Here is a 21,530-nt window from a genome sequence, read left to right on the forward strand (position 1 = left end):
CTTCTGGACGGGGTGCCGCGGTGCTCCTGAACGAAGGTGGCGTCGTGCTTCTGGACGGGGGTTCCGTCGTCATTTGGGGACCTGGTGAACGTCACAGGGGACCGCGTGAAACGGCGCTGCCCGCCGTACCGCGCCAGCAGGCGGGTACGGCGGGCAGCCGGGAAGGTGGGTCAGCGGCCGAAGCGACGGCCCGGGTTGCCGCGGTCGGAGCGGTAGCCGCCGTTGCCGCGCTCGTCGGAACGGTAGCCGCCGGAGCGGGGGCCCCGGTCGTCACGTCCGGCCGAGAACGGGCGGCCCCGGTGCTCGCCGCGGTCGTCCGAGCGGTAGCCGCCGGAGCGGGGACCCCGGTCGCCGGAGAAGGGACGGCCGCGGTCGTCCGAGCGGAACCCGCCGCGGGAGCCCCTGTCGTCGCGGTAGCCGCCGGAACGGGGCGCGCGGTCGTCGGTACCGAAGCCGCCGGAACGGGGCGCGCGGTCGTCGGAGCCGAAGCCGCCGGAGCGGAACCCGCCACGGGCACCACGGTCGTCGGAGCGGAACCCGCCGCGCGGCCCGCGGTCGTCCGACCGGTTGCCGCCGCGCTCGCCGGAGCGGAAGTCGCCGCGGTCGTCGGAGCGGTAGCCGCCCTGGCGCCGGTCGCGGTAGGGCGCCCTGTCCTCGCCGAACGTGCGCGGCTCGGTCGAGCCGCCCTCGTGCTGGCGGGACCGGCGCTCGCCGTCGAAGGAGCGGTGCGGGCGCCGCTCGCCACCGAAGTCGCCACGGGAGCCGCGGTCGCCGCCGAAGTCACGCTGGGGGCGGCGGTCCTCGTCGTCGTGGCGGCGGGGGCGGCGGTCGTCGCCGAACCCGTCGGCCGTACGGCGCGGGCGCCGGTCGTCGCCGAAGTCGCGGCGGCGTCCACGGCGCTCACCGCCATGTCCCGCGCCCTCGCGGCGCGGACGCAGCGGCTTGCGCACGTCGGGCTCCCACACCGGGATGGACTCCCCGCTGGGGGCGCGGGCGCCCGTCACCTCGGCGACACGGTCGTTGCCCGGCGCGGCCTTGAGCCGGAACGGGTGGATGCCCGCCCGGCGGGTCAGCGCGTCGGTGGAGCGGCGCTCGTTCGGCAGGACCAGGGTCACCACGGTGCCCTTCTCCCCCGCGCGGGCCGTGCGGCCGCCCCTGTGCAGGTAGCTCTTGTGGTCCTGCGGCGGGTCGACGTGCAGCACCAGGCTGATGCCGTCGACGTGGATGCCGCGGGCCGCGACGTCGGTGCAGACCAGGACGTCGACCTGGCCCTCCTTGAACTCCGACAGGATGCGGGTGCGCTGGTTCTGGCGCTTGCCGCCGTGCAGGCCGCCGGCCTTGACGCCGACGCGGGCCAGCTGCTTGCACAGCCGGTCGACGCCGTGCTGGGTGCGCACGAAGATGATCGTGCGGCCCTCGCGGTTGGCGATCTCGGCGGTGACGTCGAACTTGTCGTCCCGGCTCACCTGGATCACGTGGTGCTCCATCGTGTCGACCGGCGAGGTCGCGGGCGCGATGGAGTGGGTGATCGGGTCCTTGAGGAAGCGCTGCACCAGCTTGTCGACGTCGCCGTCGAGGGTGGCGGAGAACAGCAGCCGCTGGCCGTCGGCGGGGGTCTGGGCGAGCAGGTCCGACACGACGGGGAAGAAGCCGAGGTCACACATGTGGTCGGCCTCGTCGAGCACGCTGACCTCGACGGCGTCCAGCGAGCACTCGCCCTGGCGCATCAGGTCGCCCAGGCGGCCGGGCGTGGCGATGATGACGTCGACGCCGCGGCGCAGCGCCTCGATCTGCTTGCCCATGGACATGCCGCCGACGACGACCTTCATGCGCAGGCCGAGGCCGCGGCCGAGGGGCTCGAGCGCGTCGTGCACCTGCAGGGCCAGCTCGCGGGTGGGGACGAGGATCATCGCGCGCGGGCGCTTGGGGGCCGGCTTGACGCCGGCGATGCGCGCCATCGTGGGCAGGCCGAAGGCGAGGGTCTTGCCGGAGCCGGTCTGGCCGCGGCCGAGAACGTCAGCGCCGGTCAGCACGTCGGGGATGGTGGCGCGCTGGATGGGGAACGGGCTGTCGATGCCCTGCCGGGACAGGCCGGTCACGAGCGGCTTGGGCAGGCCAAGCAGTTCGAACTCCGGAATGCCGTGCTCCTCGGTGGAGGTTTCGGGCATGGCAGCGTCGAGCATGGTCACGAAGTCGTGCCTTTCAGTCAGAGTGGCCGCGTCACTTCTGCGAAAGGACGAGCCATGTGCGCGGGCGTCTCTCACGCCCGCCTGGGAAGGACGGGGCCGCTGTGTCCGGCCCGTCTACGCGCATCCCATCTGCCGGCCGCAGGCGGCGTTCACGCACAGTGGTGCGTCAGATGCACGTGTTGCCTAACACGCGAGAGGATTGGGGTATTCCCGCGCGGGACGCCGGACCTTCCGGAGCCCTGGCATGCTGAAACGGTCGGCGCCGATATTCGCCGACCGTCGCAGCAAAAAAGATCAGACGTTGAATCCTAGCATACGCAGCTGGTCACGCCCGTCGTCGGTGATCTTGTCGGGGCCCCATGGCGGCAGCCACACCCAGTTGATCTTCACGTCGGAGACCATGCCGTCGAGGGCCGAGTGAGCCTGGTCCTCGATGACGTCGGTCAGCGGGCAGGCCGCGCTGGTCAGCGTCATGTCGATGGTGGCCACCGGCTGGCCGCCCTCGACCGGGTCGAGGTTGAGGCCGTAGACCAGGCCCAGGTCGACGACGTTGATCCCGAGCTCGGGGTCGACGACGTCCCTGAGCGCCTCCATGACCTCCTCGACGGTCGCCTCGCCGTCGAACGCCGACGTAGGCGTCTCCACCGGCTTGCTCATATCTATGCGCTCCTCACAACAGCGTCCTTGTAGGCCATCCAGGACAGCAGCGCGCACTTGACACGCGCGGGGAACTTGGCCACGCCCGCGAAGGCCACCGCGTCGCCGAGCACGTCCTCGTCGGCCTCCACCTGGCCCCTGCCCTGCATCAGCCGGGTGAACTCGTCCACCACCGACAGCGACTCCTCGACCGTCGAGCCGGTGGCCAGCTCGTGGAGCACCGAGGCCGCGGCCTGGCTGATGGAGCAGCCCTGCCCGTCGTAGGAGACGTCCTCGATCTTGCCGCCGTCGCCGAGCTTGACCCTGAGCGTGATCTCGTCGCCACAGGTCGGGTTCACGTGGTGGACCTCGGCGTCGTACGGCTCACGCAGCCCCCGCCCCTGCGGGTGCTTGTAGTGCTCCAGGATCAGCTCCTGGTACATCGACTCGGCGATCATCTCAGGCGAACACCTTCTGCACGTGGTGGAGACCCCTGACCAGGGCGTCTATCTCGCTCGTGGTGTTGTACAGGTAGAACGACGCCCGCGTGGTCGCGGGTATTCCGAACCTCAGGTGGAGCGGCCGCGCGCAGTGGTGCCCCACCCGGACGGCGACGCCGAACCGGTCGTCAAGGATCTGCCCCACGTCGTGCGGATGTATGCCGTCGAGGGTGAACGACACCGTGGCGCCCCTGCCCTCGGTGGAGGCGGGACCGATGATCCGCAGCGTCGGCACCTCGGCGAGGGCCTGCAGCGCGTAGGCCGCCAGCTCCCGCTCGTGCGCCTCGATGGCCGCCATGCCGACGCCCTCGAGGTAGTCGACCGCCGCGCCGAGCCCGATGGCCTCGACGATCGGCGGCGTGCCCGCCTCGAACTTGTGCGGGATGGGCGCGTAGGTCGAGCGGTCCATCCAGACCGCCTCGATCATCTCGCCGCCGCCGAGGAACGGCGGCATGGCCTCGAGCAGCTCCGCGCGCCCCCACAGCACGCCGATCCCCGAAGGGCCGAGCATCTTGTGGCCGGTGAAGGCCACGAAGTCGGCCCCGAGCCCGGCCAGGTCGACCGGGTGGTGCGGCACCGACTGGGAGGCGTCGAGCATCAGCAGCGCCCCTGCCGCGTGGGCGCGGCGGGCGATCTCGGCGACCGGGTTGACGGTGCCGAGCACGTTCGACTGGTGGGCGACGGAGACGATCTTCGTGCGCTCGGTGATGACGTCGTCGGCCAGGTCGAGCCGGCCGTCGTCGGTGACGCCGAACCACTTGAGCGTCGCGCCCGTCCGCTGCACCAGCATCTGCCACGGCACGATGTTGGAGTGGTGCTCCATCTCCGAGATGACGATCTCGTCGCCGGGGCCGAGCGTGAAACGGGGGTCGGTGTTGGTGCGGTTGCCGAAGGAGTAGGCCACCAGGTTGAGCGCCTCGGAGGCGTTCTTGGTGAACACGATCTCGTCACGGCTCGGCGCCCTGACGAAGGCGGCGACCTTGTCACGCGCCGCCTCGTACGCCTCGGTCGACTCGGTGCCGAGCGCGTGGTGAGCCCGCCCCACGTTGCTGTAGTGCATCGCGAAGTGCTCACGCATGGTCTCGATGACCTGCGCCGGCTTCTGCGAGGAGTTGCCCGAGTCGAGGTAGACGAGCGGGCGCCCGCCGGACAGCTCGCGGGACAGGACAGGGAAGTCTTTCCTGACCCTCTCCACGTCGAATGCTCCGTTCATCGGTCGCTCACCCCTCTCCGCTCACTACGCCGGGCTCGCTCCGTGCCCATCGGTCGCTCACCACTTCTCAGGCCGAGGCCTTGGTGTACTGCTCGTAGCCCTCGGCTTCGAGCTTCTCGGCCAGCTCAGGCCCACCCTCCTCGACGATCCTGCCGCCCGCGAAGACGTGCACGAAGTCAGGCTTCACGTAGCGCAGGATGCGGGTGTAGTGGGTGATCAGCAGGACGCCGGTCTCGCCCGAGGCCCGGAAGCGGTTGATGCCCTCGGAGACGACGCGCAGGGCGTCGACGTCGAGGCCGGAGTCGGTCTCGTCGAGGACGGCGATCTTCGGCTTGAGCAGCTCGAGCTGGAGGATCTCGTGGCGCTTCTTCTCACCGCCGGAGAAGCCCTCGTTGACGTTGCGGGTGGCGAAGGCCGGGTCGATGGCCAGGGAGTCCATGCCCGTCTTGAGGTCCTTGCTGAACTCGCGCAGCTTCGGCGCCTCGCCGCGGACGGCGGTGACGGCCGAGCGCAGGAAGTTGGAGACGCTGACGCCCGGCACCTCGACCGGGTACTGCATGGCGAGGAACAGACCGGCGCGGGCGCGCTCGTCGACCGACATCTCCAGCAGGTCGACGCCGTCGAGCAGGACCTGCCCGCCGGTGATCGTGTACTTGGGGTGACCGGCGATCGCGTAGGCGAGGGTGGACTTGCCCGAGCCGTTCGGACCCATGATGGCGTGGGTCTCGCCGGCCTTCACGGTCAGGTTGACCCCGCGCAGGATCTCCTTGTCGGCGACGGAGACCTGCAGGTCACGAATCTCAAGGGTGGACACTGTTATGACTCCTTCGAGAGCGAGACGAGGACGTCGTCGCCGTCGATCTTCACTCGGTAAACGTTCACGGGCTTGGTGGCGGGCGGGCCGGTGGGCTTGCCCGAGCGCACGTCGAAGCACGAGCCGTGCAGCCAGCACTCGAGGGTCCCGTCGTAGACCTCACCCTCGCTGAGCCTGACTTCCGCGTGCGAGCAGACGTCGTGCAGGGCGAAGACCTCCTCGCCCTTGCGGACCAGCGCCACGGGGGTCTCGTCGACCTCGAGGCCGACGACCCCGCCGTCGGGGATGTCGCTGACCTTGCAGACCTTCTGGAATGTCACTTCTCGAGCTCCGCCTCCACCTTGGCGAACACGCGCTCGCGCAGCTCGGGCACGGAGATCTTCTCCACCAGCTGGCCGAGGAAGCCCCTGATGACCAGGCGGCGGGCCTCGTCGTAGGGGATGCCGCGAGCCTGGAGGTAGAAGATGTGCTCGTCGTCCAGACGGCCCGAGGCGGAGGCGTGGCCCGCGCCGGCCACCTCGCCGGTGAGGATCTCGAGGTTGGGCACCGAGTCGGCGCGCGCGCCGTCGGTGAGGATGAGGTTGCGGTTGAGCTCGTAGGTGTCGGTGCCCTCGGCCTCGACCCTGATGATCACGTCGCCGATCCAGACGGCGTGCGCGTCCTCGCCCTGCAGCGCGCCGCGGTAGTCGACGTTGCTCTTGCAGTTGGGCTGCGAGTGGTCGACCAGCAGGCGGTGCTCCAGGTGCTGGCCGGCGTCGACGAAGTAGATGCCGGACAGGTCGGCGTCGCCGCCGGGGGCGGTGTAGGCGACGCTGGGCGACAGCCGGACGAGGTCGCCGCCCAGGGTGACCACGAAGCTGCGGAAGGTCGCGTCCTTGGCGAGCTGGGCGTGGTGGTGGGAGACGTGGACGGCGTCGTCGGCCCAGTCCTGCAGGCTGATGACCTTGAGGGTGGCGCCGTCGCCCACGACGAACTCGACGTTGTCGGCGTAGACCGCGCTGCCCTGGTGGTCGATGACGACCACGGCCTCGGCCATCGGCTCGACCTTGACCACGATGTGGCCGTAGGCCGCGCCCGCCAGGCCGCCGCCGCGGACCTCGATCTGGATCGGCTCGCCGGGGACGGCCTCCTGCGGCACGGTGACGACCAGCGCCTTCTCGAAGGAGGTGTAGGCCTGGGCGCTGACCCTGTCGACGGGCGCGTAGGCCTTGCCGACCCGCGCGTCGTCACGGCCGACCCACTCGACGGTGACGCCGGCGGGCGTGTAGGCCTGGGTGACGACCTGCCCGGTCACCTCGGCGGCGCCGTTGTGCAGGCCCTTCAGCCGCGAGATCGGCGTGAAGCGCCAGGCCTCCTCGCGCCCGGTCGGCACCGGGAAGTCGGCCAGGTCGTAGGACGACTTCTCGTGCAGGGTCGACAGGGGCTTCTCGTTCAGGCCCATCAGCCGACGGCTCCTTCCATCTGCAGCTCGATCAGGCGGTTCAGCTCGAGGGCGTACTCCATGGGCAGCTCGCGAGCGATCGGCTCGACGAAGCCGCGCACGATCATCGCCATCGCCTCGTCCTCGTCGAGCCCGCGGCTCATGAGGTAGAACAGCTGGTCCTCGCTGACCTTGGAGACCGTGGCCTCGTGCCCCATCGAGACGTCGTCCTCGCGGACGTCGACGTAGGGGTAGGTGTCGGACCGGCTGATCTGGTCGACCAGGAGCGCGTCGCACTTGACGGTCGAGGCCGAGCCGTGGGCGCCCTCCTCGATCTGGACCAGGCCGCGGTAGGAGGTGCGGCCGCCGCCGCGCGCCACCGACTTGGAGATGACGCTGGAGGAGGTGTTGGGCGCCAGGTGGACCATCTTGGACCCGGCGTCCTGGTGCTGGCCCTCGCCGGCGAAGGCGACGCTCAGCGTCTCGCCCTTGGCGTGCTCGCCCATCAGGTAGACGGCCGGGTACTTCATCGTGACCTTGGAGCCGATGTTGCCGTCGATCCACTCCATGGTCGCGCCCTCGTAGGCCACGGCGCGCTTGGTGACCAGGTTGTAGACGTTGTTCGACCAGTTCTGGATGGTCGTGTAACGGCAGCGGGCGTTCTTCTTCACGATGATCTCGACGACCGCCGAGTGGAGCGAGTCGCTGGAGTAGATCGGCGCGGTGCAGCCCTCGACGTAGTGGACGTAGCTGTTCTCGTCCACGACGATCAGGGTCCGCTCGAACTGGCCCATGTTCTCGGTGTTGATCCGGAAGTAGGCCTGCAGCGGGATCTCGACCTCGACGTTCGGCGGCACGTAGATGAACGAGCCACCGGACCACACGGCGGTGTTGAGCGCGGCGAACTTGTTGTCGCCCACGGGGATGACCGAGCCGAAGTACTCCTTGAAGAGCTCCTCGTGCTCCTTCAGGCCCGTGTCGGTGTCGACGAAGATGACGCCCTTCTCCTCGAGGTCCTCACGGATCTTGTGGTAGACGACCTCGGACTCGTACTGGGCGGCGACACCGGCGATGAGGCGCTGCTTCTCCGCCTCCGGGATGCCGAGCTTGTCGTAGGTGTTCTTGATGTCGGCGGGCAGCTCGTCCCAGGAAGCGGCCTGCTTCTCGGTCGAGCGCACGAAGTACTTGATGTTGTCGAAGTCGATGCCCGAGAGGTCGGAACCCCAGGTGGGCAGCGGCTTCTTGGCGAACAGCCGGAGGCCCTTCAGGCGAAGGTCGAGCATCCACTCCGGCTCGTTCTTGAGCGCGGAGATGTTGCGGACGACCTCCTCGGACAGGCCGCGCTTGGCCGCCGCTCCCGCGGCGTCAGGGTCGGACCAGCCGAACTTGTAATTCCCGAGGCCTTCCAGCTCCGGGCGGTCGGTGACAGTCACCTTCCGGTCTCCTTGCTTTCTCTTATCCGAACGGGGCTCACGTGGGTGGTACAGACCCCGTCGCCGTGTGCGATGGTGGCCAGGCGTTGCACGGGGACACCGAGCAGTTGCCCGAAGGCCTCTGTCTCGGCTTCGCACAGCTGCGGGAACTCCGCCGCCGCGTGTGCCACCGGGCAGTGATGCTGGCAGAGCTGGTCGCCGCCGGACTTGGCCTTGCTGGCCGAGGCGGCGTAACCGTCCGCCGACAGCGCCTCGGCCAGCACCTGGACGCGCTGGTCTTCGGGCACTGTCCGCATGACCGGCTCGAGCCGCTGCAACAGGCCCTTGACCTGCGAGCGGGCGAACTCGGTCACCGCTTCCTCGCCCATGCGCTCGGCCAGGAAGCGCAGCGCGCTGCCCGCGAGATCGTCATAGGCGTGCTCGAAAGCACTGCGCCCCGCATCGGTGATGGCGAACAGCTTGGCCGGTCGTCCACGGCCGCGCTGACCCCGGGGCCGGGTCGTGCGCGGCTCGATCATCCCGTCGGCCAGCAGCGCGTCGAGGTGACGGCGGACGGCTGCGGGGGTGAGCCCGAGCCGCTCGCCGAGAGCCGCGGCCGCGACGGGACCGTGCTCCAGGATCAGCCGGGCCACGCGGGCGCGGGTGCTGCGCTCGTGTCCAGGCTCAATCGAAGGGGGCACGTTTTTCACAACATCAGTGTGCCGTAATTCCTTCCCGGTTCTCAAATGAACGGGGATGCAATTTCTCACGCAGGCAAGGCTTACCTAACTGCGAAGACGCGTCCGCGGCCGAGGAGCACGAAGACCAGGAAGGAGGTGATGACGAGCGCCAGCATGACGACGGCCATCGGCACCGCCGTACCGGAGCCGGCCAGGCCCACGAGAGGCGCGGCGACCGCGCCGAAGGCGAACTGCAGGACGCCGAGCAACGCCGAGGCGCTTCCGGCCACCTGCGGGGGCTGCCCGGCCAGCGCCAGCGCGCCGGTGCCCGGCAGGACCAGACCCGCGCCGCACATCATGACGAACAGTGCGGCCACCACGCCGCCCAGGCCCGCGCCCGTGCCGGGCGAGCCGGCGGTCGTGGCGGTGACCAGCAGCGCCGCGCCCACGAGGCTGACGAGCATGCCGGCCAGCACCAGGCGGGCGGGCGAGACGCGACCCGAGAGCCTGCCGCCGAGCTGGGCCATGACCGTGAGGCCGAGGGCGTTGAGCCCGAAGATGAGCGAGAACTGCTGCGGCGAGGCGCCGTACACCTCCTGCAGCACGAACGGCGAGCCGGAGATGTAGGCGAACATGCCGGCGAAGGCCAGCCCCGCGGCCAGCGAGCAGGCCATGAACGACCGGTCGCCGAGCAGCCGCCAGAAGGTGGCGACGGTGTTCCCGAGCCCGCCGCGCTCCCTCTGGTCGGCGGGGAGGGTCTCCTTGACGCCCGGCAGGACGGCCAGCAGCAGCACCACGCCGGCCACGCTGAGCGCGACGAAGATGCCGCGCCAGGAGGTGAAGGACAGCAGCTGGGCGCCCGCGATGGGGGCCAGGATCGGCGCCAGGCCGCTGACCAGCATGAGGGTGGCGAAGATGCGGGCGATGGCGGCGCCTTCGTACAGGTCGCGGACCACCGCCCGGACGATCACCAGCGCGGCGCCGCCCATGACGCCCTGGGCCAGCCGCGTGGCGATGAGCGCGGGTACGGAGGGCGCGAAGGCGCACAGCAGTGAGGCCAGCGCGTAGCCGGCGACGCCGACGATGAGCGGGAACCTGCGTCCTCTGACGTCGCTCAGCGGGCCCGCCAGGACCTGGCCGAGGCTGATGCCGACGAGACACGCGGTCAGCGTGAGCTGGACCTGCGCGGGCGCCGAGAGCATCTCCCCGGTGATGGCGGGCAGCGCGGGCAGGTACATGTCGATCGAGAGCGGACCGATGGCCGAGAGCGCGCCCAGGATCAGCAGCAACAGCCCGCGGCGGCCGCTCCCGGTCCCCCCTGCCTCCCCGGCGACGTCCGGCGCGGCGGCTGCCACGGACATGGTGAACCCCTCTCCCTCGTAGGCCGTGGCCCACGAGGGCCGAGGGGTCAAACCACGATCTGGTACGCCGAATTCCCAAATTTCGGCCTAATTTTCACGCAGTTTGGTTCAGCTGGATCACCGAGAACGCGGCGCCCTGCGGGTCGACGAGCATCCCGAACCTGCCGGGCGGGGCGTCCATCGACTCGACCAGGACCGTGGCGCCCAGCGACCTGGCCGTGGCGACCGTGGCGTCGAGGTCGGCGACCGCGAAGTAGATCCCCCAGTGGGAGGGGGTGCCCTCGGGGTACTGGGGCGGCATCTCCATCATGCCCGCGACGCTCCTGTCGCCGACCAGCCATTCGGTGTAGGCCATGCCGTCCATCTGCTAAGTCCTGGGGGTCCAGGGCAGAACGGTGCCGTAGAAGCTCGTGGCCGCCTGCGGATCCCTGGTCACCAGCTCGTTCCAGCAGAACGCGCCGGGCTCGTTGACCAGCTCGGCGCCCTTGTGGTTGCCGGCCTGCCAGACCGAGAAGAAGGAGCCGTCCGTGGCCTGGAAGACGGCCATCGAGCCTTCCTCGAAGATCCGCATGGGCTCGACGACCACGGTCCCGCCCGCGTTCTTGACCCGGTCGGCGGTGACGGCCGCGTCGTCGGTGGCCACGTACGTGTTCCAGACCGGCGGCATGCCCTCCGCCATGATGGGGCCGACGCCCGCGACCCGCTTGCCGTCGCGGACGAACTGCCCGTATCCCCCCGCGGCCGGGTCGTCGATCATCTCGGCCGTCCAGCCGAAGATCTCGCCGTAGAAGCGGACCGACGCCTGCACGTCAGGAGTCGACAGATCAACCCAGCACGGGACGCCCGCCTCGTAACCACTTCGAACCGACATCGCGCTACCTCCTGTCGGTACACCACACAATCACGTGACTAACCTCACATCCCTGGAGTTGGCTGCCTTTTTAGCTTTTTGTCGCCCACGGGTGTCGCCGGCGCCGCCTGGCGCGCTGACCGCGCGTAGGGGTCCCTAAACTCGTGGCCATGAGCTCCCCTGCCGTCGAGGTCGTCGATCTGGTGAAACGCTACGGCGGCACCACCGCCGTCGACGGGCTGACCCTTGCCGCCGAGCGCGGCGCCGTCACCGCGATCCTCGGCCCCAACGGCGCGGGCAAGACCTCCACCATCGAGATCTGCGAGGGGTTCCGCGACGCCGACGGCGGCACCGTGCGGGTGCTCGACCGCGCGCCCGCCGACCCCGCGCTGCGCGCCAGGGTGGGCGTGATGCCGCAGGCGGGGGGCGTGCCGCCGGCGATGCGCTGCGGGGAGTGGCTGCGGCTGATGTCGCGCTTCCACGCCCGTCCCCTCGACCCCCAGGCCCTTCTGGTACGGCTCGGCCTGGCCGAGCACGCGCGCACGCCGTACCGGAGGATGTCGGGCGGGCAGCAGCAGCGGCTCTCGCTGGCCGGTGCCGTCATCGGCCGGCCCGAGCTGGTCTTCCTCGACGAGCCGACGGCGGGCCTCGACCCGCAGGCCAGGCGGGCCTGCTGGGAGCTGGTCGCGGACCTGCGGACGGCGGGCGTGGCGGTCGTGCTGACCACCCACTACATGGACGAGGCCGAGCGGCTGGCCGACCACGTGGTGATCATCGACAGGGGCCGGGTGGTGGCCGAGGGCACCCCCTCCTCGCTCACCGGCGCCGAGCGGCAGCTGCGCTTCCGGGCCCGGCCCGGCCTCGGGCTCGAGGAGCTGCTGAGCGCGCTGCCCTCCGGATCGGCGGCCAAGGAGTCGCCGGCCGGCCATTACATCATCGAAGGGTATGTCGGGCCGGAGATGCTGGCCACCGTGACGGCCTGGTGCGCCGCCGAGGGCGTCATGGCCGACGATCTGTCCATCGAGCGCAGGACGCTGGAGGATGTCTTCCTCGAGCTGACCGGCAGGGAGCTGCGATGACCGCCCTCGACCTCACCCCCGCGCCCGGGGCGGCGCCCTTCCACCGGATGGTGCTGGCGCAGGCGGGCGCCGAGGCCAAGGCCATCCTGCGCAACGGCGAGCAGCTGCTGCTCACGCTGATCATCCCGGTGCTGCTGCTGGTCGGCTTCTCGCTGGCGCCGCTGGTGGACGTCGGCGGGGGCTCGCGCGTCGGCTTCCTGGCCCCCGGCGTGCTCGCGCTGGCGGTCATGTCGACGGCCTTCACCGGCCAGGCGATCGCGACGGGTTTCGAGCGCCGCTACGGCGTGCTGAAGCGCCTGGGCGCCACCCCGCTGTCGAGGGCCGGGCTGTTGCTGGCCAAGACCGCGGCCGTCGTCGCGGTGGAGCTGCTGCAGGCCGTGGCCATCGTGGTGGTGGCGCTCCTGCTCGGCTGGCAGCCGCGCGGCTCGCTGGCCGCGGCCGTGCTGCTGGTGCTGCTCGGCACGGCCGCCTTCAGCGGGCTCGGGCTGCTCATGGCCGGGCTGCTGCGCGCCGAGGCGACGCTGGCCGCGGCCAACCTGGTCTACCTGGTGCTGCTGGGCTGCGGCGGCGTGGTGTTCCCGCTGGCCGCCTTCCCCGACGCCGTCGAGCCGGTGCTGGCCATGCTGCCGATCTCGGCGCTGACCGGCGGCCTGCGCGCGGTGCTGACCGAGGGCGCGGCGCTGCCGCTCGGCGCGGTGGCGGTGCTGGTGGCGTGGGCCGCGCTCACGCTGGGACTGGCCTCCAGGACGTTCCGCTGGGAGTAGGCCGCCCACCGCCGGGGGATGTCGGACCCGCCCAGTAGGCTCGGGGCTTGCCGTACGTTTTCTCCCCGAGGAGCCCTGTTGACCGCCTTTGCCCTTGACGGGCCCGCCGACCGCTTCAAGTCAGCCCTGCCGCGCACGGGCGGTCTGTTCCGCACGGCCGCCGACTCGATGCCGCCGTCGGGGTTGATCATGCTGGCCATCGTCTCGGTGCAGCTGGGCGCGGGCTTCGCCAAGGAGCTGTTCGCGGCGCTGCCTCCGGCCGCCGTGGTGTTCATGCGCATCGTGGCGGGCGCGCTGATCCTGGGTGCGTTCGCGCGGCCGAAGCTCAAGGGGCTGTCGTGGCGTGACTGGGCGGTCGGCATCGGCTTCGGCCTCACGCTGGCCGTGATGAACCTGTCGTTCTACGAGGCGCTGGCCAGGCTGCCGATCGGCATCGCGGTGGCGATCGAGTTCCTCGGCCCGCTCGGCGTGGCCATCGCCGCTTCGCGCCGGCGCCTCGACCTGCTGTGGGCGCTGCTGGCCGCGGTGGGCATCGCGCTCATCGCGCCCTGGACCGAGTCTGCCGCCGTCAGCTGGCTGGGCATCGGCTTCGCGCTGGTGGCGGGGGTCTGCTGGGCGGCCTACATCCTGCTGTCGGCCGCCGCGGGCAGCCGGTTCCCCGGGACCACGGGGCTGTCGTTCGCCATGATCGTCTCGGCGGTGGCCATCGCGCCGGTGGGCGTGATGACGGGCGGCGCCGACCTGCTGCAGCCCTCGGTGATCCTCATCGGGCTCGGGGTGGGGCTGCTGTCGTCGGTGATCCCCTACTCGCTCGAGCTGCAGGCGCTGCGGCGGATGCCCAAGCACGTGTTCGGCATCCTGATGAGCCTGGAGCCCGCGGTGGCGGCGATGATCGGGCTGGTGCTGCTGGGCGAGATCCTGCACGTGCAGCAGTGGGCGGCCATCATCTGCATCGTGGCCGCCAGCCTGGGCGCCACCCGCGCCGCCAGGGCCTGACCTCCGCGAGACAGCCGCTCACCCGGTGACCTGGGATGAGCGGCTTTCGTCTTGCGGCGGACCCGAAGCCTCGCGGGGCTCAGGTCGTGGGCTCGGCCCAGATGTCGCGGACGTGGTGGATGTGCTCGCCCATGATGCGCTCGGCCGCCTGCCTGTCGCCCGCCTTGAGCGCGTCGAGCAGCGCCAGGTGCTCGCGCGCCGAGTCGGGCAGCATGCCGCGCTCCGACAGCTGCGACAACCCGTACAGCCTGGCCCTGTTGCGCAGGTCACGCACCACCTCGACCAGGTGCGCGTTGCCCGACAGCGACAGCAGCTCGATGTGGAAGCGCAGGTCGGCGTCGATGTAGGCGAGCAGGTCGGCGCGCTCGGCGGCGTCGACGATCTGCTGGGCGATCGGCCGCAGCCGCTCGAACTCCTCGGCCCTCGACGCGTCGGCCAGCCGGGCGATCGTCGGCACCTCGATCAGCTGGCGGATCTCGGTCAGCTCGTCGAGGTCGCGGTCGGACAGCTCCGTGACCCGGAAGCCCTTGTTGCGCACCGCCTCGACCAGGCCCTCCTTGGCCAGGTCGAGCATGGCCTCGCGGACCGGCGTGGCCGAGACGCCGAACTGGGCGGCGAGCACGGGCGCGGAGTAGACCACGCCAGGGCGCATCTCGCCGGTGACGAGCGCGGCGCGCAACGCGTGCGCGACCTGCTCGCGCAGGCTCTGCCGCTCTCCCACCATCGGAAGGTCGAGCCGATCCTCCGCAGCCATCCCGGCTTCCCTACTTTCGTCCGTTCATGTGAGCCCACGCCTCGTATGCGGCCGCCGCGACCACCAGGTCCTCCCACGCCATGCCGACACTTTTGAAGACCCGCGGCCCCTCGCCCACGTCGACGCGACCGTTGACCAGGTCGGCGAGGTTGCCGGCGAGATGACCACTGGTGATCGTACCGCCGCGCAAAGGGAGGATCACATCTCCAGCCTCGGACAATGCCGCCTTCCTCGCCTCGACGACCAGGGTGGCGCGGGCGACGAGATCATCGTCGATCTCTCTGGCGTCGGGCTCGTGCGACCCGACGGCAGTCACGGTGACGTTGTTGCCGGTGAGCTTACCGGGGAACAAGGGATCCCTGGCGGTGGTACAGCAGGCGACCAGGTCGGCCTGCTCGAGCGGCACCAGCGCGTCGGACGGCGGCGCGCCGACGGCGGCCGAGGCGGCCAGGCCGATGTCGGCGCAGCGCAGGGCCAGCGCGGCGGCCCGCTCGTGGTCCCGGCCGACGATCGTGACCCTGTCCACGGGACGCACCTCGCGCAGCGCCCGCACGTGGCCCCACGCCTGCGGCCCGGTGCCGTACACCAGCAGGCTGCGGGCGTCGGGCGGCGCCAGATGCCTGACGGCGAGGGCGGAGACGGCGGGCGTGCGCAGCGCGGTGAGCGCCAAGCCGTCCATGGCCGCCAGCGGCGCCATGGTGTCGCCGTCGAACAGCAGGTAGGTGCCCTGGATTCGGGGCAGCCCGCGGGCGGGGTTGCCCGGCGCGACGGTGACCACCTTGACGCCCGCGTACCGGCCCGCCGAGGCGGGCATGAGCAGGAACTCCCCCTGCCCGGCCGGCACGGCGGCACGGGCGGGCGCGGTCTCGGGGTCGAACCCCGAGACCAGCGTCTCCTCCAGGACCGCGACGGCCCGTGCCATCGGCACCAGCCTCTCCAGGTCCTCGATGTACGGCAGGCCGCTCATCGGCGCGCTCCGGCCAGAGGGTGGCCGGCCGGGACCGGAGGCGCGGATCCAGCCCCGGCCGACATGCTCGCGAGGCGGCTCATCGCAGCGTGAACCCCGTTCCGATCGGGTCCCGCGGATCGAGTTCGAAGCTGTGCCGCCCGGTACGGTAGGCCATGCCCTCGATCTCCGGAATCACGCCTTCCGGGGTGGATTCGGCCACCCAGGCGCGGAACGACGAGCCGACGATGCTGTCGTGCGTGAGCGTGAACCCGGCCGGCAGTTCCTCGGCCAGCAGCGCCAGCCTGGCCGCGGTGCCCGAGCCGCACGGCGACCGGTCCACCTCCCCGTCGGCGAAGACGGTGACGTTGCGCTGGTGGGCGGGCCCGACCTCGTCGTAGAAGATCACGCCGTAGATGCCCGACAGCCGCTCGTCCGACGGGTGCCTGGCGGCGGGGTGGTCGGCGAGCGCCGCCTTGATCCGCCGCCCGTGGGCGATCAGCTCGGTCAGGTCCTCGGGCCGCACCGACAGCCCCAGCGAGGCGGCGGGCAGCGAGGCGTAGATGGCCCCGCCGTACGACACGTCGACCTGGACGCCGTCCGCGGGCACGGACCGGGCGATCACGTACGACGGGACGTTCCTGAAGGTCACCGAGGTGATCTCACCGCCGGTCATGGCCACCCTGGCCGTCACCCTCCCGGAGGGCACGTCGATGACCACGTCGGTGGTGCCGTCGGGGTCGGCCTCGACCAGCCCCTCCTGGACGGCGTGCACGCCGAGCGCGATCGTCCCGTGCCCGCAGGCGGTGGAGTAGCCGTCCTTGTGCCAGAACAGCACGCCCAGGTCGGCGCCGGGAGAGTCGGGCGGCACCAGGAAGCAGCCGTACATGTCGGCGTGCCCGCGCGGCTCGTGGCACAGCAGCCGCCGCACCTTGTCGATCTCCTCGTCCGCGAAGGCCGTGGCACGGCGTTCGAGGACGGACGAGCCCTTGATCTCGCCGACCCCGCCGACGACGATCCTGAACGGCTCGCCGCCGGTGTGGTAGTCGATGGTCTGGATCATGCCCCTCCCAGGTAGGCCTCGACGACGCGCGGGTCGGAGCGGAGCGCGTCCGCGCTGCCCGACAGCGTCCCTTGTCCGCTCTCCAGCACGTAACCCCGGTGCGCGATCTTCAGCGCCGCGGAGGCGTTCTGCTCGACGAGCAGCACGGCGGTGCCGGAGGCGTTGATGTCGGCGATGAGGTCCATGACCTGGGCGACGATCAGCGGCGCCAGGCCCATGGACGGCTCGTCGAGCAGCAGCAGGCGCGGCCCGGTCACCAGCGCGCGGCCGATGGCGAGCATCTGCTGCTCGCCGCCGGACAGCGTGCCGCCCTGCTGGGCGCGACGCTCGGCCAGACGGGGCAGCAGGCTGTACACGTGGTCGACCCGCCGCCTGATCTCCGCCTGGTCGCGCACGAGGTAGCCGCCGAGCAGCAGGTTGTCGTGCACGGTCAGGGTGCTGAAGACCCTGCGCCCCTCGGGGCAGTGGACCAGGCCGAGGTTGGTGATCTTGTGCGCGGCCACGCCGGTGATGTCCTGGCCCTCGAAGACGACCTTGCCGCCGCTGGGCCGTACCAGGCCCGAGATGGCCGACATGGTGGTCGTCTTGCCTGCGCCGTTGTTGCCGAGCAGGGTGACGATCTCGCCCTCGCCGACGGTCAGCGACAGGCCGCGCAGCGCGTGCACGCCGTCGTAGTGGACGTCGAGGTCGCTGATCTCAAGCATGGGCGTCGCTCCCCAGGTAGGCCTCGATGACGGCGGGGTCGCGGCGCACCTCTTCGGGGCGGCCGTCGGCGATCTCCTTGCCGAAGTTGAGGACCACGATGCGTTCGGAGACCTGCATGACCAGGCCCATGTCGTGCTCGATCAGCACGATCGCGATGCCCAGCTCGCGGATACGCCTGATCAGGTCGAGCATCTCGGCCTTCTCGGCGTGGTTGAGACCGGCGGCGGGCTCGTCGAGCAGCAGCAGGCGCGGCTTGCGGGCGAGGGCACGGGCGATCTCGACGCGGCGCTGCTCGCCGTAGGGCAGGTTGCGGGCGGCCGAGTAGCGGTCGCCGCGCAGGCCCACGAAGTCGAGCCAGTGGTTGGCCGCGTCGGTGCACTCGCGCTCGGTGCGGCGGTAGCGCGGGGTGTGCAGCAGCGCGTCGAACACGTTCTGCTTGAGCCACAGGTGGCTGCCCGCGCGGACGTTCTCCAGCACCGACAGCTCGCCGAACAGCCGCAGGTTCTGGAAGGTACGGCTGATGCCCGCCCCCGCCACGGCCGAGGGCCGCAGGCCCAGCAGCGAACGCCCGTCGAAGGTGATCTGGCCGGCCGTGGGCCGGTAGAAGCCGGTCACGCAGTTGAAGGCGGAGGTCTTGCCGGCACCGTTCGGGCCGATGACCGAGACGATCTCGGCCTCGTTCACCGAGAAGCTGAGCCCGTCGATGGCCACCAGGCCGCCGAAGGCCAGGCGCAGCTCGCTCACCTGGAGGAGTGTCACTTGAGCGCCTCCCTCGAACGGGCGGGCCACAGACCCTGCGGCCGGACGATCATCACGATGATCAGCAGCACGCCGAAGATGAAGAACCGGTAGTCGGCGGCGTCGCGCAGCAGCTCGGGCAGCAGGCTGATGATGATCGCGCCGAGCACGACGCCGGGCACCGAGCCCATGCCGCCGAGCACCACGGCCATCAGGACCGTCGCCGAGTACAGGAAGGTGAAGCTGTTGGGCGAGATGGCCGACACCTGGCCGGCGAACAGCACGCCCGCCAGCCCGCCCCACACCGCGCCCGCGATGTAGGCGGCCAGCTTGACCCGGTAGGTGTGCACGCCGGTCGCCTCGGCGGCGTCCTCGTCCTCGCGCACGAAGCGCATGGCCCGGCCGAGCCGCGACCTGCCCAGGCGGGAGGCGCCGATCACGGCGATCGCGACGATCAGCACCGTGACGAAGTACAGGCTCACCGGTCCGTCGGTCAGACCGGGGATGCCGTAGATGCCCGAGGGGCCGCCGGTGATGGGCAGGTTGTTGGCGGTGATACGGATGATCTCGCCGAAGCCCAGCGTGACGATGGCCAGGTAGTCGCTGCGCAGCCGCAGCGTCGGCGCGCCGATGATGACGCCGGCGATGACGGTGACCACGATGACGGCGGGCACGGTGGCGACCAGCGGCAGGTCGAACCGGGTCGACAGGATGCCGCTGGTGTAGGCGCCCACCGCGAAGAAGGCGGCGTAGCCCAGGTCGAGCAGGCCGGTGAACCCGACCACGATGTTCAGTCCCGAGGCCAGCATCACGAAGATGGCGGCCGTGGTCATGATGGACATCGTGTAGTCGGTCGCGTTGACGAACGGCACGAGCAACGCGATCAGCAGGCCCGCCAGGCCGACCCAGCGGTTGTCGAACAGCTTGGACAGGCGCGTCTGCGGTTGCTTGGCGCCGATCTTGCGAGGGGCTTCGGGGGCTTTGGTCTGGTTCACACCCGCTCCGTCACACGTTCGCCGAGCAGACCGGTGGGTCTCACGGTCAGGAACAGGATCAGCACGCCGAAGGCGAACACGTCACGCCACTCACCCCCGAGCCAGTAGGTGCCGAACGACTCCAGCAGGCCGAGCACGAGGCCGCCGAGCATGGTGCCGGGGATGTTGCCGATGCCGCCGATGACGGCCGCGGTGAAGGCCTTCAGCCCGATGAGGAAGCCCATCAGGAAGTCGATCTTCCCGTAGTACGCGCCGGCCATCACGCCGGCGGCGCCGGCCAGGGCCGAGCCCAGGAAGAAGGTCCTGGAGATGACGGCGTTGACGTCGATGCCCATCAGCGAGCTGGTGCTCGGGTCGAGGGCGATGGCCCGCATGGCCCTGCCCTCGCGCGTCTTGGTCACCAGCAGGTTGAGGCCGACCATGAGGACCACGGCGACCCCGATGAGCACGAGCTGCTGCAGGGTGAGCCGGGCGCCGAACACCTCCAGCGTGGTGCCGCTGAGCCGGACGGGGTAGACCCGGGGGTCGGGACCGGAGACGGCCCGCATGCCGTACTCGATGGCGAAGGACGCGCCGACGGCGGTGATGAGCAGCGACAGGCGGGGGGCGCCGCGGAGCGGGCGGTAGGCCACCCGCTCCAGGACCACGCCCGCCAGGCCGGTGCTCACCATGGTCAGCAGCAGGACGGCCAGCAGCACCGGCAGCGTCATCGCCGCGGAGACCCCGCCCAGAGCGGACAGGACGGCGAAGCCGCTGAACGCGCCGAGCATGTAGAGGTCACCGTGGGCGAAGTTGAGCAGCTTGATGATGCCGTAGACCATGCTGTAGCCCAGCGCCACCAGAGCGTAGAACGAGCCGACGAACAGGCCGTTCCAGACGAGCTGTGTCATGAGAGAGCATCCTGTAGGGCGAACTTGTCACCCTTCCACACGAGGATCTGGAAACCGCCGGTGGACAGGGTGTGCTCGGGGGTGAACTTCAGCGGGCCGGAGAACATCTGGAACCCGTTGATGCCCTCGAGCGCGGTGATGACCTTGGCGCCGTCGGTGGAGCCCGCCTTGGTGATCGCCTCGGCGGCCAGGCGCACGGCGTCGTAGGCCTGGTTGGAGTAGGGGCCGGGAGCGGACCCGAACTTCTTGGTGTAGTTGTCGATCCAGCCCTTGGCGTTGGGCAGCGTGTCGGGGATCGGGGTCATGGTGGCGAAGACGCCCTCGGCCTCGGCGCCGGCGATCTCGCCGAGCTTGGCGGAGACCGAACCGTCGGCGACCATGATCGCGCCCTTGTAGCCCGCCTGGCGCAGCTGCCTGGTGATCAGGCCGCCCTCCTGGAAGTAGCCCGTCCAGTAGACGAAGTCGGGCTTCTTCTCCAGGACGTTGTGGATGTTGGCGCTGTAGTCGCTCTCCTTGGGCGTGACCGCCTCGGTGATGACCGCCTTGTCGCCCAGCAGCGGCTGGGTGCGGACCGCGATGTCCTTGGAGTAGCTGGTGTTGTCGTGCATCAGCGCGACCCTGGTGGCACCCTGCTTGGTGATCCACTGGCTGGCCGACTCGGCCTGCTGGGTGCCGGTGCCGTTGATCAGGAAGACGTGCTTGAGCTTCTGGTCGACCAGTTCCTGCGAGTTGGCGGCAGGGATGATCATGGGTATGTTCGACTTGCCGAACACCGGCAGCGTGGGCAGCGTGGCGCCAGAGCAGTAGCCGCCGATGGACACCTCGACGCCCTCGGTGACCACCTTGTTGGCGGCGGCGACGGCCGTCTGGGCGTCACAGGCGTCGTCGGCGGCCTTGAGCTCGAGCTGCCGGCCGAGGACGCCACCCTTGGCGTTGATCTCGTCGATGGCGAGCTGGGCCGCGTTGGTCATGTAGGGGCCGATCGCGGCCTCGCTGCCCGACTGGGGGACGAGCATGCCCAGGCGGATGGGGCCCTTGGCCTCCTGCTGGGCGCCACCTCCATCGCCAAGGAGGCCCTGTCCGCAACCCGCCAGCATCATTGCGGTCGCGACCAGGGAGACGACGTGCGTCTTGCGCATTGAGACTCTCCTCACGTGAGTGATGTGTGACATCACACCGACGCGCTCAGGGGCAGGTCAAGCGCCGAGACCAGACCGTTAGCGTCCTAACACGCAGGTGGAACGTCAAGAGAGATCGCGGTGTGCATCCCGGACCTCACATCGAAGAGGCGGTGATTTCGGGCGCGCCGAAACCGCCTTTCAGTTGTACGGCTGACCGCCGCGGGAAGGCCGCGCCCCGGCCACACGCGCAGCGGGACGGAAAGGGCGCGCGGTACCGCTCCCGGCCGAAAATCGGGCGGAAGGCCACGCGACGCCACCCGGGCGGAAACCGGGCGCAAGGCCGCGCGACGCCACCCCGGCTGGAATCCGGGCGGAAGGCCGCGTGGCGCCGCCCCGGGCGGAAA

23 protein-coding genes are annotated in these 21,530 nt (G+C 70.6%); 3 read left to right on the forward strand and 20 right to left on the reverse strand.

All coding sequences use genetic code 11. The annotated features are described in order from the left end of the window. Positions 1-170: 170 nt before the first annotated feature. The 12 genes from ACWDLG_RS28620 to ACWDLG_RS28675 all read right to left on the reverse strand — a co-directional run bounded on the left by ACWDLG_RS28620 (position 171) and on the right by ACWDLG_RS28675 (position 11,096). Positions 171-2,168 (reverse strand): DEAD/DEAH box helicase, encoded by a 1,998-nt coding sequence (locus ACWDLG_RS28620; RefSeq protein ID WP_449925640.1) that lies wholly within the window; start codon positions 2,166-2,168, stop codon positions 171-173. A gap of 315 nt (positions 2,169-2,483) precedes the next feature. After that, positions 2,484-2,846: a metal-sulfur cluster assembly factor gene (locus ACWDLG_RS28625; protein ID WP_354907085.1), complete on the reverse strand. Its 363-nt coding sequence runs from the start codon at positions 2,844-2,846 to the stop codon at positions 2,484-2,486. Positions 2,847-2,848: 2 nt separating this feature from the next. Beyond that, positions 2,849-3,283 carry a Fe-S cluster assembly sulfur transfer protein SufU gene (gene sufU, locus ACWDLG_RS28630; RefSeq protein ID WP_183661900.1) on the reverse strand — a complete coding sequence of 145 codons (435 nt, stop codon included), beginning with the start codon at positions 3,281-3,283 and terminating at the stop codon, positions 2,849-2,851. Between the two features lies 1 nt (position 3,284). Next, positions 3,285-4,538, reverse strand: coding sequence for a cysteine desulfurase (locus ACWDLG_RS28635; RefSeq protein ID WP_354907086.1), 1,254 nt, complete (start codon positions 4,536-4,538; stop codon positions 3,285-3,287). A 67-nt stretch (positions 4,539-4,605) separates the two neighbouring features. Next, positions 4,606-5,352, reverse strand: a complete 747-nt coding sequence (sufC, locus tag ACWDLG_RS28640; RefSeq protein WP_449925644.1) for a Fe-S cluster assembly ATPase SufC — start codon at positions 5,350-5,352, stop codon at positions 4,606-4,608. A 2-nt stretch (positions 5,353-5,354) separates the two neighbouring features. After that, the gene (locus ACWDLG_RS28645) at positions 5,355-5,672 is read right to left on the reverse strand and encodes a non-heme iron oxygenase ferredoxin subunit (RefSeq protein ID WP_354907088.1); all 318 of its coding nucleotides are present in this window, start codon (positions 5,670-5,672) and stop codon (positions 5,355-5,357) included. Continuing rightward, entirely contained in the window at positions 5,669-6,793 is a 1,125-nt protein-coding gene (gene sufD / locus ACWDLG_RS28650; protein WP_449925649.1) for a Fe-S cluster assembly protein SufD, read from the reverse strand. Before sufD ends, ACWDLG_RS28645 begins: the two co-directional genes overlap by 4 nt. Then, a complete protein-coding gene (gene sufB / locus ACWDLG_RS28655) occupies positions 6,793-8,205 on the reverse strand; it encodes a Fe-S cluster assembly protein SufB (protein ID WP_449925652.1) in 1,413 nt (470 codons plus the stop codon). The genes sufD and sufB overlap by 1 nt, the downstream gene beginning before the upstream one ends. Next, positions 8,202-8,894, reverse strand: coding sequence for a helix-turn-helix transcriptional regulator (locus ACWDLG_RS28660; protein ID WP_354907091.1), 693 nt, complete (start codon positions 8,892-8,894; stop codon positions 8,202-8,204). The genes sufB and ACWDLG_RS28660 overlap by 4 nt, the downstream gene beginning before the upstream one ends. A 71-nt stretch (positions 8,895-8,965) precedes the next feature. Beyond that, complete coding sequence (locus tag ACWDLG_RS28665; protein ID WP_449925656.1) at positions 8,966-10,225, reverse strand: multidrug effflux MFS transporter; 1,260 nt, start codon at positions 10,223-10,225, stop codon at positions 8,966-8,968. Positions 10,226-10,319: 94 nt separating this feature from the next. Further along, positions 10,320-10,589 carry a VOC family protein gene (locus ACWDLG_RS28670; RefSeq protein ID WP_449925659.1) on the reverse strand — a complete coding sequence of 90 codons (270 nt, stop codon included), beginning with the start codon at positions 10,587-10,589 and terminating at the stop codon, positions 10,320-10,322. 3 nt (positions 10,590-10,592) lie between these two features. Continuing rightward, entirely contained in the window at positions 10,593-11,096 is a 504-nt protein-coding gene (locus tag ACWDLG_RS28675; RefSeq protein ID WP_449925662.1) for a VOC family protein, read from the reverse strand. A gap of 149 nt (positions 11,097-11,245) precedes the next feature. Here ACWDLG_RS28675 and ACWDLG_RS28680 point away from each other — a divergent pair, with 149 nt between their 5' ends. The 3 genes from ACWDLG_RS28680 (at position 11,246) to ACWDLG_RS28690 (ending at position 13,914) form a co-directional block, all read left to right on the forward strand. Further along, positions 11,246-12,154, forward strand: coding sequence for an ABC transporter ATP-binding protein (locus tag ACWDLG_RS28680; protein WP_449925665.1), 909 nt, complete (start codon positions 11,246-11,248; stop codon positions 12,152-12,154). Further along, on the forward strand, positions 12,151-12,918 hold the full coding sequence (locus tag ACWDLG_RS28685; RefSeq protein ID WP_449925667.1) for an ABC transporter permease: 768 nt from the start codon (positions 12,151-12,153) through the stop codon (positions 12,916-12,918). The genes ACWDLG_RS28680 and ACWDLG_RS28685 overlap by 4 nt, the downstream gene beginning before the upstream one ends. 78 nt (positions 12,919-12,996) lie before the next feature. Further along, entirely contained in the window at positions 12,997-13,914 is a 918-nt protein-coding gene (locus ACWDLG_RS28690; RefSeq protein WP_354907096.1) for an EamA family transporter, read from the forward strand. Positions 13,915-13,993: 79 nt separating this feature from the next. Here the strand turns inward: ACWDLG_RS28690 and ACWDLG_RS28695 are convergent, their stop codons facing one another. The 8 genes from ACWDLG_RS28695 to ACWDLG_RS28730 all read right to left on the reverse strand — a co-directional run bounded on the left by ACWDLG_RS28695 (position 13,994) and on the right by ACWDLG_RS28730 (position 21,144). Then, positions 13,994-14,668: a GntR family transcriptional regulator gene (locus ACWDLG_RS28695; protein WP_449925670.1), complete on the reverse strand. Its 675-nt coding sequence runs from the start codon at positions 14,666-14,668 to the stop codon at positions 13,994-13,996. Between the two features lie 10 nt (positions 14,669-14,678). Next, positions 14,679-15,635, reverse strand: a complete 957-nt coding sequence (locus tag ACWDLG_RS28700; protein WP_449925672.1) for an ornithine cyclodeaminase family protein — start codon at positions 15,633-15,635, stop codon at positions 14,679-14,681. 79 nt (positions 15,636-15,714) lie between these two features. Beyond that, on the reverse strand, positions 15,715-16,677 hold the full coding sequence (locus ACWDLG_RS28705; protein ID WP_449925674.1) for a proline racemase family protein: 963 nt from the start codon (positions 16,675-16,677) through the stop codon (positions 15,715-15,717). Further along, a complete protein-coding gene (locus ACWDLG_RS28710) occupies positions 16,674-17,381 on the reverse strand; it encodes an ABC transporter ATP-binding protein (RefSeq protein ID WP_354907100.1) in 708 nt (235 codons plus the stop codon). The genes ACWDLG_RS28705 and ACWDLG_RS28710 overlap by 4 nt, the downstream gene beginning before the upstream one ends. Beyond that, a complete protein-coding gene (locus ACWDLG_RS28715) occupies positions 17,374-18,141 on the reverse strand; it encodes an ABC transporter ATP-binding protein (RefSeq protein WP_354907101.1) in 768 nt (255 codons plus the stop codon). Before ACWDLG_RS28715 ends, ACWDLG_RS28710 begins: the two co-directional genes overlap by 8 nt. After that, entirely contained in the window at positions 18,138-19,115 is a 978-nt protein-coding gene (locus tag ACWDLG_RS28720; protein ID WP_354907102.1) for a branched-chain amino acid ABC transporter permease, read from the reverse strand. The genes ACWDLG_RS28715 and ACWDLG_RS28720 overlap by 4 nt, the downstream gene beginning before the upstream one ends. Then, the gene (locus ACWDLG_RS28725) at positions 19,112-20,005 is read right to left on the reverse strand and encodes a branched-chain amino acid ABC transporter permease (RefSeq protein WP_354907103.1); all 894 of its coding nucleotides are present in this window, start codon (positions 20,003-20,005) and stop codon (positions 19,112-19,114) included. Before ACWDLG_RS28725 ends, ACWDLG_RS28720 begins: the two co-directional genes overlap by 4 nt. Continuing rightward, the gene (locus ACWDLG_RS28730) at positions 20,002-21,144 is read right to left on the reverse strand and encodes a branched-chain amino acid ABC transporter substrate-binding protein (RefSeq protein ID WP_449925678.1); all 1,143 of its coding nucleotides are present in this window, start codon (positions 21,142-21,144) and stop codon (positions 20,002-20,004) included. The genes ACWDLG_RS28725 and ACWDLG_RS28730 overlap by 4 nt, the downstream gene beginning before the upstream one ends. Positions 21,145-21,530: the final 386 nt, after the last annotated feature.

The organism is Nonomuraea sp. NPDC003727 (assembly GCF_053586935.1).

Excerpts from the sequence above, each read along its gene's own strand:
- ACWDLG_RS28620 (WP_449925640.1), bottom strand. The coding sequence starts at position 2,168 with ATGCCCGAAACCTCCACCGAGGAGCACGGCATTCCGGAGTTCGAACTG.
- ACWDLG_RS28625 (WP_354907085.1), bottom strand. The coding sequence starts at position 2,846 with ATGAGCAAGCCGGTGGAGACGCCTACGTCGGCGTTCGACGGCGAGGCG.
- sufU (WP_183661900.1), bottom strand. The coding sequence starts at position 3,283 with ATGATCGCCGAGTCGATGTACCAGGAGCTGATCCTGGAGCACTACAAG.
- ACWDLG_RS28635 (WP_354907086.1), bottom strand. The coding sequence starts at position 4,538 with ATGAACGGAGCATTCGACGTGGAGAGGGTCAGGAAAGACTTCCCTGTC.
- sufD (WP_449925649.1), bottom strand. The coding sequence starts at position 6,793 with ATGGGCCTGAACGAGAAGCCCCTGTCGACCCTGCACGAGAAGTCGTCC.
- ACWDLG_RS28665 (WP_449925656.1), bottom strand. The coding sequence starts at position 10,225 with ATGTCCGTGGCAGCCGCCGCGCCGGACGTCGCCGGGGAGGCAGGGGGG.
- ACWDLG_RS28670 (WP_449925659.1), bottom strand. The coding sequence starts at position 10,589 with ATGGACGGCATGGCCTACACCGAATGGCTGGTCGGCGACAGGAGCGTC.
- ACWDLG_RS28675 (WP_449925662.1), bottom strand. The coding sequence starts at position 11,096 with ATGTCGGTTCGAAGTGGTTACGAGGCGGGCGTCCCGTGCTGGGTTGAT.
- ACWDLG_RS28680 (WP_449925665.1), top strand. The coding sequence starts at position 11,246 with ATGAGCTCCCCTGCCGTCGAGGTCGTCGATCTGGTGAAACGCTACGGC.
- ACWDLG_RS28685 (WP_449925667.1), top strand. The coding sequence starts at position 12,151 with ATGACCGCCCTCGACCTCACCCCCGCGCCCGGGGCGGCGCCCTTCCAC.
- ACWDLG_RS28695 (WP_449925670.1), bottom strand. The coding sequence starts at position 14,668 with ATGGCTGCGGAGGATCGGCTCGACCTTCCGATGGTGGGAGAGCGGCAG.
- ACWDLG_RS28700 (WP_449925672.1), bottom strand. The coding sequence starts at position 15,635 with ATGAGCGGCCTGCCGTACATCGAGGACCTGGAGAGGCTGGTGCCGATG.
- ACWDLG_RS28705 (WP_449925674.1), bottom strand. The coding sequence starts at position 16,677 with ATGATCCAGACCATCGACTACCACACCGGCGGCGAGCCGTTCAGGATC.
- ACWDLG_RS28710 (WP_354907100.1), bottom strand. The coding sequence starts at position 17,381 with ATGCTTGAGATCAGCGACCTCGACGTCCACTACGACGGCGTGCACGCG.
- ACWDLG_RS28725 (WP_354907103.1), bottom strand. The coding sequence starts at position 20,005 with ATGACACAGCTCGTCTGGAACGGCCTGTTCGTCGGCTCGTTCTACGCT.
- ACWDLG_RS28730 (WP_449925678.1), bottom strand. The coding sequence starts at position 21,144 with ATGCGCAAGACGCACGTCGTCTCCCTGGTCGCGACCGCAATGATGCTG.